Annotated in this window: 13 protein-coding genes and 1 pseudogene; 7 read left to right on the plus strand and 7 right to left on the minus strand. The window is 65.6% G+C overall.

The annotated features are described in order from the left end of the window. Complete coding sequence (locus ACSFDB_RS06455) at positions 1-288, minus strand: HalOD1 output domain-containing protein (RefSeq protein WP_440770204.1); 288 nt, start codon at positions 286-288, stop codon at positions 1-3. Positions 289-418: 130 nt separating this feature from the next. Between ACSFDB_RS06455 and ACSFDB_RS06460 the strand changes: the two genes are divergently transcribed. The 3 genes from ACSFDB_RS06460 to ACSFDB_RS06470 all read left to right on the plus strand — a co-directional run bounded on the left by ACSFDB_RS06460 (position 419) and on the right by ACSFDB_RS06470 (position 2,730). Then, positions 419-1,072, plus strand: coding sequence for a hypothetical protein (locus ACSFDB_RS06460; RefSeq protein ID WP_440770205.1), 654 nt, complete (start codon positions 419-421; stop codon positions 1,070-1,072). Between the two features lie 131 nt (positions 1,073-1,203). Then, positions 1,204-1,806 (plus strand): hypothetical protein, encoded by a 603-nt coding sequence (locus ACSFDB_RS06465; protein ID WP_440770206.1) that lies wholly within the window; start codon positions 1,204-1,206, stop codon positions 1,804-1,806. Between the two features lie 48 nt (positions 1,807-1,854). Further along, positions 1,855-2,730 (plus strand): DUF4870 domain-containing protein, encoded by an 876-nt coding sequence (locus ACSFDB_RS06470; protein WP_440770207.1) that lies wholly within the window; start codon positions 1,855-1,857, stop codon positions 2,728-2,730. A gap of 39 nt (positions 2,731-2,769) precedes the next feature. Here ACSFDB_RS06470 and ACSFDB_RS06475 read toward each other — a convergent pair whose 3' ends face one another. Further along, a complete protein-coding gene (locus tag ACSFDB_RS06475; RefSeq protein ID WP_440770208.1) occupies positions 2,770-3,546 on the minus strand; it encodes a 4-phosphopantoate--beta-alanine ligase in 777 nt (258 codons plus the stop codon). A 187-nt stretch (positions 3,547-3,733) separates the two neighbouring features. Here ACSFDB_RS06475 and ACSFDB_RS06480 point away from each other — a divergent pair, with 187 nt between their 5' ends. After that, a complete protein-coding gene (locus tag ACSFDB_RS06480; protein ID WP_440770209.1) occupies positions 3,734-4,432 on the plus strand; it encodes a class I SAM-dependent methyltransferase in 699 nt (232 codons plus the stop codon). Positions 4,433-4,496: 64 nt separating this feature from the next. Here ACSFDB_RS06480 and ACSFDB_RS06485 read toward each other — a convergent pair. Beyond that, positions 4,497-4,751, minus strand: a pseudogene (locus tag ACSFDB_RS06485) (ATP-binding protein); the annotation flags it as partial. Between the two features lie 75 nt (positions 4,752-4,826). Here ACSFDB_RS06485 and ACSFDB_RS06490 point away from each other — a divergent pair. Together ACSFDB_RS06490 and ACSFDB_RS06495 are read left to right on the plus strand one after the other, a co-directional pair. Then, positions 4,827-5,084: a winged helix DNA-binding protein gene (locus tag ACSFDB_RS06490; RefSeq protein WP_440770210.1), complete on the plus strand. Its 258-nt coding sequence runs from the start codon at positions 4,827-4,829 to the stop codon at positions 5,082-5,084. Between the two features lie 19 nt (positions 5,085-5,103). Next, positions 5,104-6,552, plus strand: a complete 1,449-nt coding sequence (locus ACSFDB_RS06495) for an FAD-dependent oxidoreductase (RefSeq protein ID WP_440770211.1) — start codon at positions 5,104-5,106, stop codon at positions 6,550-6,552. A 31-nt stretch (positions 6,553-6,583) separates the two neighbouring features. On the opposite strand, the gene ACSFDB_RS06500 is transcribed toward ACSFDB_RS06495, so the two are convergent. After that, positions 6,584-7,420: an alpha/beta fold hydrolase gene (locus ACSFDB_RS06500; protein ID WP_440770212.1), complete on the minus strand. Its 837-nt coding sequence runs from the start codon at positions 7,418-7,420 to the stop codon at positions 6,584-6,586. 199 nt (positions 7,421-7,619) lie between these two features. Here ACSFDB_RS06500 and ACSFDB_RS06505 point away from each other — a divergent pair, with 199 nt between their 5' ends. Then, entirely contained in the window at positions 7,620-9,482 is a 1,863-nt protein-coding gene (locus tag ACSFDB_RS06505; RefSeq protein WP_440770213.1) for a glycoside hydrolase family 15 protein, read from the plus strand. A 124-nt stretch (positions 9,483-9,606) separates the two neighbouring features. Here ACSFDB_RS06505 and ACSFDB_RS06510 read toward each other — a convergent pair whose 3' ends face one another. The 3 genes from ACSFDB_RS06510 to ACSFDB_RS06520 are packed head-to-tail and all read right to left on the minus strand — an operon-like array spanning position 9,607 to position 11,653. Beyond that, positions 9,607-10,311, minus strand: coding sequence for an energy-coupling factor transporter transmembrane component T family protein (locus ACSFDB_RS06510; RefSeq protein ID WP_440770214.1), 705 nt, complete (start codon positions 10,309-10,311; stop codon positions 9,607-9,609). A 36-nt stretch (positions 10,312-10,347) separates the two neighbouring features. Then, a complete protein-coding gene (locus ACSFDB_RS06515) occupies positions 10,348-11,052 on the minus strand; it encodes an energy-coupling factor ABC transporter ATP-binding protein (protein ID WP_440770215.1) in 705 nt (234 codons plus the stop codon). Positions 11,053-11,065: 13 nt separating this feature from the next. Continuing rightward, complete coding sequence (locus tag ACSFDB_RS06520; protein WP_440770216.1) at positions 11,066-11,653, minus strand: biotin transporter BioY; 588 nt, start codon at positions 11,651-11,653, stop codon at positions 11,066-11,068. Positions 11,654-11,849 lie beyond the last annotated feature (196 nt).

Consider the following 11,849-nt stretch of genomic DNA (forward strand, 5'->3'; position numbering starts at 1 on the left):
TCAGATGGTCGCATCCCGAAAGACGGCGGTCCCGCCCTGTTTGACGTGAATTCGGTACCCCTCGTAAGTGAACTCGAGCTCCGCGTTCGCGGTCGAAGACGGCGGTGACGAGAGAAGCGAGTCGACCACGTCGTCGATGCAGTTGTATATCGGGTCGAGTTCGGTCTCGGGGACGCTCTCGAGGTCGGCGACGATCTCGACGAGCCGAATCTCCGGTGCTTCCTGTGTCGTATTGAGCTCCAGACGGGCGACGACATCGTCGTCCGGCGGATCGATCCACTCAGTCATCAGTACCGTAAGCGAATGCAGCGAGCCGTGTAACAGTACTACCGGCGGTAGCATGGCCGTCCCTCCCCCGTTCGGGGATTTCGCATATGCCTGCCGAACACCCTTTTGGACGAGCCTCGTACCTTCTCCGATGGGCTATAGAGAGGACTTCGTCAACGCCATCCGCCGAAGTACGTGGCCGCAGATCCACTATCTGATATCCGGAAGCTTCGACGGCTACGCCGTCAGCCACACCACGGCCGACGAGTACGCGCTGACGACCCACTGTTCGGAGGACCGCCTCGAGGAGATTCTTTCCGAACTCGGCTTCTCGCGCAACCCGATCGCCTCGCTGAAGGTCCGCACCGACGGAAACACCTCCGAGGGCTCGTGGGTCTGGCGAGCGTCGCCGCTGGCCGACATGCAACTGCACATCGTCCTCCACGAGGTCGAGAACGCCGAGAAGGTCGACGTCTACGCCCACTGGGAGTGCTCGTGGATTCGCCACCCCTACAAACACTACGTCGCCCGCGGCTACGACGCCGAGAAGGGCGTCGAACTGGCTCGCCGCTGGCTGATCAACTATGACGAGGAGTGTCTCAACGGCTCCGACGGCATCGACTACGAGGTCGACGACTCGTTCACGCGCCAGGCGAGCGAGTATCTCTCGATCTCGTACTATCAGGTCGAAGAAGCCGTCGCAAGCGCCAGATCTCGACTGCCGTACGTCACCGGCGATGGCTCGCTCGATATCGATCGGGACGGTGAACGGGACGGCGTATCGCCGCGGGCCGCCGACCGTTGAGCGGAAGGGGCTACGTGAGTACTGTATCGACCGCCGGGAGGCCGCAGTGAACTGTGTATTCCCGTTTGGCGGCCGCCAAATCCGAATGTGGGTTTATATTCCCCACGCGGAATTTGGTAGCACAGAGACAGATGGCTTCCCTCCCGCCCTGGATCGACGCTCGGATCGACGATGACCTGAATAAGAAGCTCACCCAGCGACACGTCGTCGACACGATGCTCGCAGCTGACCGACCGTACTTTTCGGCCGAACAGATCCGCGCCCGGGTGCGCCCGGACGTGAGCAAGGAGACCGTCCGGCTCCGGTTGAACGAACTCCTCGAGATCGACGTCATCGCCGCGGAGACGTACCCGGAATCGATCACGCTGTACTACATCAACCACCCGGAATCGCAGTGGCCGCTGAGTCCCGAAGGGAAAGCCGCTCTCACCTACGAGACGCCGCTGGATACCCTCTCGGTCAGCGATTTCGTCCGCCTCCGGAATCCGGCCGGGATCAGGACACTGGTCCTCGCTGGCTTCCAGCTGAGCCTGGTCCTCTTTGCGGTCGGGATCGTCGTCCCGCTGCTCGCGAGCGATCCGATCGTCCAGAGTTCGAACGCGTACTGGGAAGTGGCGGGGAATCTCTTCGTCGTCTGTTTCGTCCTCTTGATCCTCGAGCGGATCGCCCGCAAGCTTCGGACCGGCGGTGTGCTCGCCGGAGGCGTCCGCTCCGGGCGAACAGACTCGAACTGAACGCACCCGTGCTGACGCCACTCACTGACGACAGAACACGACGCACACATGTCTAACGAACACGATCACACGACGACGGCATCGACATCGACGACGCAACCAGGACCGACGCTCCTCGAGGAGCGGACGCTCGCGGGCATCTTCGTCCACGTTCTCGGGCTCGGAACCGGGTTCGTCCTCCCGGCGCTCGTCTATCTGGTCGCCGAGCACGAGTTCACGCGGGAGAACGCCCGAAACGCGTTCAACTGGCAGGTGATCGTGACCGGCGTCTTCGCCACGCTCTTCGGCCTTCTCGCAGCCGGGTTCGCCATCGATTCGGTGGCTTCCGAGAGTTCGCCCCTCCAGTACCTCGGGATGGCGTTTTTGCTCGTCGCCGCGATAGGACTCTTCGGATCCACGTTCGTCTTTCTGATAAACTTCGTCTTCGGACTGGCAGCGATGGGGAAGGCGATCTTCGGGAGCGCGTGGTCGTACCCGCTCGCGCCTGATTTCGTCGGCTGGCTCGCCTCGAGGGTCGGCAGTGACGTCGGCTGGTGGAAACTGCTCGTTCCCCACGCCCTCGTCGCGCCGGCTGCGGGGGCGTATCTCGGCTGGTTGGTTCTCGAGCCGGGGGCAGAAAGCGACGCGATGTTCTTCGCCGGGTTCGGCCTCGTACTTACACTTCTTCTCACGTCGGTGCTCACGCCGGGCGTACTCGTTCGGGATATGCGAGCCGTCGCGAAAACCGGCGCGTCGTGGCGACCGAGTTGGCTCACGTACGTCGGCGGTCCGGCGGCACTCGCCGCGCTCACGTACGTCGTGGCGGCGCTGCAGTTCAACTCGGCAAACCCGGCCGGCGATGCGATCTACGGCTTCGCGGGCGCGCTCTGGCTCGCTGTAATGATCTACCTGATCAGACGGTATCGACAGGTCGACTCACCGTAACAGGTGACGGGAGCCACGGTTTCCCAGCCCCCACTGACGTTACAGTCCGCTTCGAATCCGGTCTTCCGCATCCTCGAGCGCCGCTTCCCGATCGAACTCGTCGACAACCCGCTGCAGTTCCGCCTCGTCGGCGTCGGCCAGTTCGCGCGCGTGGGCGGTCATGTTCGGCACGGCGCGGATGATGTTGTCCACGACCGGCACCTCGGCGACCCGCGGCGACCGCGAGAGGGGGTTCAGGTCGATCACGATCTCGGTCTTCCCCATCTCGTTCAACGCCTCGGCGCGGTCGCCGTCCTCGAGCGGGACGAGCACGACGTCGGCGGCGTAGATCCCGTCCTCGTCGACCTTCGCGCGCTGGTGGTCGAGGTTCGGGATCCGCGCGTCGGCCTCGAGGCCCTTGACGTCCTCGGCGCCGTGCTCGCGCAGGTGGGCCGCGATCGCGCCGATCCGTTCGGGCGTGCGGTTGAAGAGGTTAACCTCGAGGTCGGCACCCGTCGCGTCGGCCAGATCGGCCATCTCGCCGGGAACCAGCGCGGCGACGTTGCCGTTGATCGAGAGCACGGGATGGTCGGCCAACAGGAGGTGAGCCGCGGCCGCCCGCTCGGCTGCGTCCGCGCTGGGAATCGTCTCCTCGCCCAGCAGGTAGTCGAACGCGCTCCCGCGGCCTTCAGCGTGCATCCCCTGTAGGTGCGTGATCCCCTTCTCGACACCCTTCTCGATCCGGTGGCGCGTTAGCAGGTCCTGATATCTGGGATGGTCCTCCGGTATCTCGTCTTCGTGCTCGACGTCGGCGGAGACGGTGTCGTAATCGGTCACGATCGATCACTGGATTCGGCCGATAAAAAACAGACCGATCCGTCGAATACTCGCGAGTCGAACAGGAATCGAGGTGTAGAAGAGCGGAGTCCTGACGACGGTCGACTCGGCTCGCCGAGAGTACATCGTATAAATACACGATAGGTTTCGTGTACAGTTACTCGCATCTACCGACGCAACTGCTACTATGGCCACGGACTCCCGGGAACGAGACCCAGCGACCGACAGCTCAGGTTCAGCCGACGAAGCGTACGCGGCCCACCTCGAGCGCAGTCGAACCGTCTGGGATCGCTGGAGCGACTGGTATAGAATGAGCGAACGGGACTTCGAACCGATGCGCGAGGCTGCGATCGATCGGCTGGACCTTCGGCCGGGCGACCGCGTCCTGGAGATCGGCTGCGGGCCAGGCGTCAACTTCGAGCGGCTCCGCGACGACATCGGCGACTCCGGCGAACTCGTCGCCGTCGACTACAGCCCGGCGATGATCGAAAAGGCGCGCGAGCGGATCGACGCCCACGGCTGGGAGAACGTCGACGTTCGTCGCGCCGACGCGACGACGGCCGAGTTCGAGGAGCCGTTCGACGCGGCGCTCGCGACGCTCTCGCTCGCCGTCATGCCGGACATTCCGCGAACGGTCGAGACCATCCACCGATCGTTGGTCCCCGACGGGACGTTCGTCGTCGTCGATATCAGACCGATCCCCGATGGCCCCGCTCGAGTCCTGAACCCGCTCCTCCGGCGGTTCTTGCGCTGGTACGCGAACTGGAACCCCGACGGTGACGTCGCGGCAGCGCTCGACGCCGTCTTCGAGCGGAGTGAGATCGTCGACACCTACATGCACGGGACCACGTACACCGTCGTGTGCGAGAAACACGACGCCGATTGACGGAACCGGCGCTGTCGAAACTTCGTTCGTCTGTCGAGCCCGGCCTCACATTGTTCGCCCGGCCGCCGTGGCGTTCGGCGATTCGCTGGCAGAGCGCGAGTCCGATGCCGTTGCCGGCGTACTCCTCGTGACTGTGCAGTCGATCGAAGCGTTCGAACACCCGCTGGCTGTCGGCCGGATCGATCCCGGCCCTCTCGTTGGAGACCGAGATACCCCAGTTGGGTCCGCCCCGTTCGAACTCGTCGCGTCGCTCGAGGCCACTCTCCGCGGTCGAGGTCCACCGGTGATTCGGTATTCGTCGCGACGATTTCGGTGACACGTCCTGGTCCGAATGTGTGCGAGACGTGCACGAGCAGGCAATGGTTTACACCGACTCGAGTTGAAAGAGCCAGCAATGGAGCCAGCTTCAGAGACGTTATCCGACCTCCCGCCGAGCGCCAAACTGGTGTTCAAAGTGCTCGAGTACAACGGCTCGCTAACCCAGGGTGAGATCGCTGACGAGACGATGTTGCCGCGCCGGACCGCCCGGTTCGGCCTCTCTCGACTGAAAGAGGGCGGGTTAGTCGAAGACCAGGTCTCGTTCAGGGACGCACGCCAATCGGTGTACTCGCTGACGGAAACGGGCGAGCAAGTCGGAACACCGTCCAACTGATGGCGGTGTACCTCAGCCAATGACGGACACATTCGTCGTCGTCGGCGGTGACGCAGCGGGCATGTCCGCGGCAAGCAAAGCGAAGCGCGACGATCCCGACCTCGAGGTCGTCGTCTTCGAGAAGGGGGAGTGGGTCTCCTACGGCGCCTGCGGCCTGCCCTACTACGTCAAAGGGGAGATTCAGTCGCTCGAGGCGCTCGTCTCGGTCACCCCCGAGGAGTTTCGCGAGGAACGCGACATCGACCTTCGGACGGGCCACGAGGTCGTCGCGATCGATCCCGACGAGCGGACGGTTACGGCCGAGAGCGAGTCGGGGAGCGTCGTCCAGTCGTACGATCACCTGCTGCTCGCCACCGGCGCCGAGGCAGTCGTTCCGCCGATCGACGGCATCGACCGCGAGGGCGTCTACACCCTCGGCTCGATGAGCGACGGGAAGGAACTCCGCGAGTACGTCGCTCGAGCGCGCGATGGCGAGTCGCTCCAGCAGCCGGACCGCGGCCCGGCCTGCCAGTATCTGGAGGACTGCACCGGCCCCGTCGGCATCGTCGGCGGCGGCTACATCGGCCTCGAGATGGCCGAGGCGCTGGCCGCGAACGGCTTCGAAGTGCACCTGTTCCAGCGCGGCGACCGAGTACTGACGGGCTTCAGCGAGGCGACGAGCGAAGCGGTCGCCGACCACCTTCGGGAGCAGGACGTCGTCGTGTATCTCGAGAGCGAGGTGGTGGCGCTCGAGGGCGGAGACGCCGTCCAGGGCGGGGACGCAGCCGAGGACGGCGCCGTCGAGACCGTCATCACCGCCGACGAACGGGTAGACGTCGAAATGGTGCTGGTCGGCACCGGCGTTCGACCGCGGACCGACCTCGCTGAAGCCGCCGGGGTCGAACTCGGTCCGACGGGTGCGGTTGCGACGGACGACTATCGAGAAACGAGCGTTTCCGACGTTTACGCGGCGGGGGACTGCGCCGAGGCAACCCACACCGTCACGGGCGACCCGGTCTACGTTCCGCTGGCGCTGACCGCAAACCGTCACGGCCGTGCGGTCGGGCAAACGGTCGCCGGACAGCCCACCGAAGGGGGCGACGTCGCCGGGACGGCGGCCGTCAAGGCGTTCGACGTCGAGGCGGCCCGAACCGGCATTTTGGATCACGACGACGCGCTCGAGGCCGGGTTCGAGCCGGTCACCGAGACGGTCGACGCGAAATCGCGCGCCGGCTACTATCCCGAGGGCGGGACCGTCACCGTCACGCTGACCGCGGACCGCGACTCCGGACGCGTGCTCGGCGCGAGCCTCGTCAGCGAGTACGGCGAGGGCGCGGTCCACCGGAGCCACGCGATCGTCGGCGCGCTCGAGGCCGAGGCGACCGTCTTCGAACTGGAGAACTACGATCTCGCGTACGCCCCGCCGTTCAACACGACGTGGGATCCGGTGCTCGTCGCGGCGAAGGTGCTCGCCGGGAAACTGCGGTAGTCGGATCTGGAAAGGTCTGATCGACGGCCGATCACTCGCTCAGAAACGCCTCGAGGCGCTCGAGGTACGCCTCGGGACGGTCCTCCGGCACCCAGTGGGTGGCCTCCTCGAGTCCGACGACGTCGGCGTCCGAGATGTCGTCCTCGAGTCGTTCGGCGTACTCGATGGGCTGGAACTCGTCCTTTGCACCCCAGAGCATGAGCGTCTCGGCCGTGATCTCGCTCGGATCGATCTCGGTGGTGTGGCTCGTGTTCGTCCCGATGGCGTTTCGCGAGAGCGAGACCATCGCCTCTTCCGAATCCCACTGGGCGACCATGCCGTCGACGAATTCGTCGCTCGGATCGTCGCCGTAGAGCGTGTTTCGGTACATTTTGCGGAGCATCTCCCGGAGTCCATCGACGCCCCTCTCTTCGACGGTGTCCGGCAGTCCGAGATCGAGGATCGTGTCGACGGGCCACGAATCGTAGCAGACGGCGTTCGAAAGAACCAGTTTCGAGACCGAATCGGGCTGGTGTGCCGCGTACCGGAGGCCCACGCCGCCGCCGAGGTCGTGGCCGACGAACGAGACGGACTCGAGGTCCAGTTCCTCGAGGAGGCCGTCGATCATCTCCTCCTGAGCCCTGATCGAGCGGTCGAAGCCGTCGTGCATGGCCGACTGTCCGTAGCCGACCATATCCGGGACGATAACGCGATACTCGTCGGTCAACTCGGGCGCGATGCGGTGCCAGAGGTACGACGAGGTCGGGATCCCGTGACAGAACACGACTGGCTCCCCATCTCCTTCGTCGTAGTAGGCGACCTCGAGGTCGTGTTCGTCGACCGTAACCGTCGTCGATTCCTGTCGGTCGGCCCAGGTCTCGTAGTCCATATCGCGAATCGCAGTCTCCGGCTGGAAAGGGGTTTGCGCGGCGACTGCGTGCTCGAGGCGCGGAGGGCGATCAGCGGAAGTGTGACTGTACTTGACCGCGTCAGCAGTACGCTCAGGAGTTGGATTCGACATCAGTCGCGTCTGATCGCCTCCGGTTCGTGGTCCGGCTTTTTTTGTTCTGGTCCTCGTACGAGCGTCCGTGCACGAGTACCCACCGATCGAATTCTACGGCGTCGTCGGCAACCTCGAGACCTGCGCGCTCGTCGCGCCGAACGGCTCGATCGACTGGTTCCCGTTCCCTCACCTCGAGTCGCCGAGCATCTTCGCCGCGATCCTCGATACGGACCGGGGCGGTCGGTTTCGGATCGCGCCGACCGATTCCTTCGAGACGAGCCGGCGCTACGTCGACGACACGAACGTCCTCGAGACGACCTTCGACGCGACGGCCGGCACGGCGACGCTGACGGACTTCCTGCCCCCGGCCGGTCAGGTCGACCACCCGAAGAAGGTTCTCTACCGCAAGGTCTCCTGTACGGACGGCGTCGTCGACCTCGCGGTCGACCTCGAACCACGGTTCGACTACGGACGCGCGGAGACATCGATCGAGTCGATCGAGGACGGGATTCTCGCCGAGGGCGGAGAGGAACGGACGCTGCTCGAGAGTCCGGTCGATCTCGCGATCGAAGACGGCCGGATCACCGGCGAGTTCTCGCTCGAGGCCGGCGAGACGGACTGGTTCCTGCTCCGGTGTACGGGTGCCGAGGACGCGAATACGGATCCGGAGGCTGCGCTGGCGGAGACGCTCGAGTACTGGACCGACTGGGCCCACACCTGCGATCCCGGGGACGACTGCGCGTTCGAGGGGCCGTGGCACGATCACGTCGTCCGTTCCGAACTCGTCCTCAAACTCCTCACGCACGCCGAATCGGGGGCGATCGCCGCCGCACCGACCACCTCGCTGCCGGAGGATATCGGCGGCGTTCGAAACTGGGATTATCGGTTCAACTGGCTCCGGGATGCTGGTTTCACCGTCCAGGCCCTGATGAACCTCGGCTCCGCCGAGGAGGCGAACGACTACGTCGACTGGTTCATGGGCCTCTGCCAGGCGGACGACCCCGAAGCGATTCAACCGCTGTACGGCCTCCACGGCGAATCAGACCTCGCGGAGCGAGAACTCGAGGAGCTCGAGGGCTATCGCGGCTCCTCCCCAGTCCGAATCGGGAACGGCGCCGCCGATCAGCGACAGCTCGACATCTACGGCGAACTACTGCTCGCCGTCGACGAGATGTGCCAGCACGGGCGGACGCTGGACGACGACGAGTGGGCGACGATCCGCGGTATCGTCGAGTACGTTCGCGACGTCTGGGACGAACCGGACGCGGGTATCTGGGAGGTCCGCGGCGGGGACGAACACTTCGTCTACTCGAAGGTGCTGTGCTGGGTCGCCCTCGACCGGGGGATCGCCATCGCGACTGACGGCGACCACGACGCGCCGCTCGAGGACTGGCGGGAGAGCCGCGAGCGGATCAGAGAAGACGTCCTCGAGAACGGCTACGACGAGGATATCGGTGCGTTCGTCCAGTCCTACGGGTCGGACGCGCTCGACGCGACGGGGCTGTTACTTCCCGTCGTCGGCTTTCTCCCGTTCGACGACGACCGCGTACAGGGGACGATCGACGCGACCGAGCGGGAGCTACTCGAGGACGAGGTGTTCGTCAAGCGGTACGACGGCGACGACGGGCTTCCGGGGGACGAAGGCGCGTTCGTCCTCTGCTCGTGCTGGCTGATCGACGCGCTCGCGCTCTCCGGGCGCGTCGAGGAAGCCGAGTCCCAGTTCGAGACGCTGCTCGAGTACCTGAATCCGCTCGGACTCGTCGCGGAGGAGATCGATACCGAAACCGGCGCACACCTCGGGAACTTCCCGCAGGCGTTCAGCCACATCGGGATCGTCAACAGCGCCCTCTATCTCGGCTACGCTCGTGGCCACGAGACGTCCGGACCGTCGCCGATGGGAATTCGGCTCGGCGAGCCGATGGTCGACGCGGACGCGGACCGAACGTAGTTCCCCTGTCCCGGAACGCGAGTAGTATTCGGCCGACTCGAGCTGTCGTCGACCCGCCGAACCGAGAGCGACCGCACTCCGCTCTTCGGTCGCTCTCGGCTGCGAGGACCGAACAGTGGGCGGATTAAAGCAGGGCCGAGAGCGCGAGGATGACAGCCAGCCCGAGTGCCGGGTAATCGACCCGGGAAAACGAGAGGTGGGGAAGCGTCGGGTTCCAGGCGAAACACCGAGCCTGCATGGCGAGTGCGAGTCGATCCGCCCGGTCGAACGCCCGCGTGAGACCGAGCAGTCCGATCGTGCTGGCGCGGTCGATGACGCCGCGTTCGTCGCCGAGTCGGGCGGCCATCGCGTCCCGTATCGTCCGGAGATCGGCCTGAAGAACGGGGAGAAACCGGAAGACGAGCGAGACGCCTACGCCGAGTAGCTGACCGGGCTTGCCGGGAATCGTGCGCTGGATCGCGGCTCGAGACGCGCGAATCGGCGTCGAGCGGATGTACGCCGCGCTGACGAGCAGGATGAGCAGGACACGGTAGCTCGCGCGGGCGGAGTTTTCGGCGTCCCCGAGGTCGAACCACGGCGAGCCGAGGGTGAGCCCCGCGAGCAGCGGCGCGAGCCCGAGAAAGACCAGCGCGAACCGGTAGGCGTAGAGCGCCCTGAGCACCGAGACGCGAGCCGCGAGCAGAATCAGCGCGGCGACGACGGTGAGGACCAGTAGCGCGCGCGAACCGGTGTGAGCCAGCGCGGTCGCGGCGAACCCGATCTGGACGCCCAGCTTCGAGCGGGGATCGAGCCGGTGGGCGAGCGTGTCGTCGGGGTCGTAGGTGAGCATCGGTGGGTGCGTAAGCGCTGTCGGGGACGCGTTCGATCAGGTGTCCGGCACGCGAACCTCGAGTCCGGCGAGGTCCTCGAGCGCGTCCTCGGGTGAATCGTCGACGACGACGCGGCCGTCCCGCATGGCGACGATGCGGTCGGCCAGGCCGACGACGTCCCGCAGGTCGTGGGTCGCGAGCAGGATGCCGGTGCCGTCGGCGACGAGGGCCTCGAGGCGCGAGAGGACGGACCGTCGCGCCGGATCGTCGAGTCCGGTGAAGGGTTCGTCGAGGACGAGGTGCGTCGGCTCCATCGCGAGCGCGCCCGCGATGGCCACGCGTGACTGTTCGCCGCCCGAGAGCTGGTCGATGCGTTCGTCCTCGCGGCCGGCCAGGTTGACCGCCTCGAGGGACGCGCCGACCCGTCGATCGATCTCCTCGCGCGCGAGGCCGAGGTTTTCGGGACCGAAGGCGACGTCGGCGCCGACCGTCGCGGCGACGAACTGGTCGCGCGGGTGCTGGAACACCATGCCGACGCTCGAGCGCGCGGCGATGAGGTCGTCCGAAACGGGCGTCTCGTTCACGAGAACGGTGCCGGAGTCCGGGGTCAGGAGGCCGTTGCAGTGGCGCAACAGTGTCGTCTTCCCGCTGCCGTTGGCGCCTGCGAGGACGACGAACTCGCCGTCCGCGATCGAGAGCGAGACGTCCCTGAGGACGGAGACGTCGTCGAAGGCGTACGAGACGGAGCGAAAGTCGATCATTTCGTCCCCTCGATCACGACTGGATCGGTTCGATTCGGCCGCTCTGGACGATGGCGATCGCGGCGGCCATCTTGAGCAGTTCGCCGGGAATAAACGGGAGCGCGAAGCCGGTGATCGCCTCCCAGGCCTCGAGTTCGAGCAGCCAGGCGGCATAGGCCGTTCCCATGCCGTAGATGACGATCGTCCCCATTACGAGGGCTGTGACGACGATCGGAAAGGGGATAGCGGCTGGATCGCGGAGATCAGTTCCGCGGTGAACGACGGACCCGATCAGCGCCGCGGCGATGGGATACGACCAGAGGTAGCCGCCCGTCGGGCCGAACAGCGTTCCGAGACCGGCTTCCCATCCCGCGAAGACCGGAATGCCGATCGCCCCGGCGGTGAGATAGAGCAGCATCGATACCGATCCCCAGACGGGCCCCAACACGAGACCAGCGAGAAAGACGAACAGTACCTGCAACGTGAGCGGTGCCGGCGACAGCGGGAGCGGTATCGCGACGGGCGCTACTGCCCCGAGTAGCGCCGCGAGCACCGCTGCCCGGGCGAACTGCCGGACGACGTCCCCATCCACGAGTTCCACCGAGCTCCCTTCCGTTTCCATGGCACCGACTCTCTCGTAAACCCAGTTCAACACTTCGGTTTCCGAGGTGTTCGACAGTTCGCCGTCATATCGCACGTCTGGTAGCGATGCCGGTGACGTGAGAACGGTACAAAACGGAGCGTTCCTGTCACGAACCCGTACTCTCGAGCGCGCCAGCCGATAGCAATTGCGAACGAACCATCGCAGTCCGATTGCT

This window comes from Natronorubrum amylolyticum (genome assembly GCF_052040145.1).
In the GTDB taxonomy this organism is placed as follows: Archaea; Halobacteriota; Halobacteria; order Halobacteriales; family Natrialbaceae; genus Natronorubrum.

Excerpts from the sequence above, each read along its gene's own strand:
- ACSFDB_RS06455 (WP_440770204.1), bottom strand. The coding sequence starts at position 288 with ATGACTGAGTGGATCGATCCGCCGGACGACGATGTCGTCGCCCGTCTG.
- ACSFDB_RS06460 (WP_440770205.1), top strand. The coding sequence starts at position 419 with ATGGGCTATAGAGAGGACTTCGTCAACGCCATCCGCCGAAGTACGTGG.
- ACSFDB_RS06465 (WP_440770206.1), top strand. The coding sequence starts at position 1,204 with ATGGCTTCCCTCCCGCCCTGGATCGACGCTCGGATCGACGATGACCTG.
- ACSFDB_RS06470 (WP_440770207.1), top strand. The coding sequence starts at position 1,855 with ATGTCTAACGAACACGATCACACGACGACGGCATCGACATCGACGACG.
- ACSFDB_RS06480 (WP_440770209.1), top strand. The coding sequence starts at position 3,734 with ATGGCCACGGACTCCCGGGAACGAGACCCAGCGACCGACAGCTCAGGT.
- ACSFDB_RS06490 (WP_440770210.1), top strand. The coding sequence starts at position 4,827 with ATGGAGCCAGCTTCAGAGACGTTATCCGACCTCCCGCCGAGCGCCAAA.
- ACSFDB_RS06495 (WP_440770211.1), top strand. The coding sequence starts at position 5,104 with ATGACGGACACATTCGTCGTCGTCGGCGGTGACGCAGCGGGCATGTCC.
- ACSFDB_RS06500 (WP_440770212.1), bottom strand. The coding sequence starts at position 7,420 with ATGGACTACGAGACCTGGGCCGACCGACAGGAATCGACGACGGTTACG.
- ACSFDB_RS06510 (WP_440770214.1), bottom strand. The coding sequence starts at position 10,311 with ATGCTCACCTACGACCCCGACGACACGCTCGCCCACCGGCTCGATCCC.
- ACSFDB_RS06515 (WP_440770215.1), bottom strand. The coding sequence starts at position 11,052 with ATGATCGACTTTCGCTCCGTCTCGTACGCCTTCGACGACGTCTCCGTC.
- ACSFDB_RS06520 (WP_440770216.1), bottom strand. The coding sequence starts at position 11,653 with ATGGAAACGGAAGGGAGCTCGGTGGAACTCGTGGATGGGGACGTCGTC.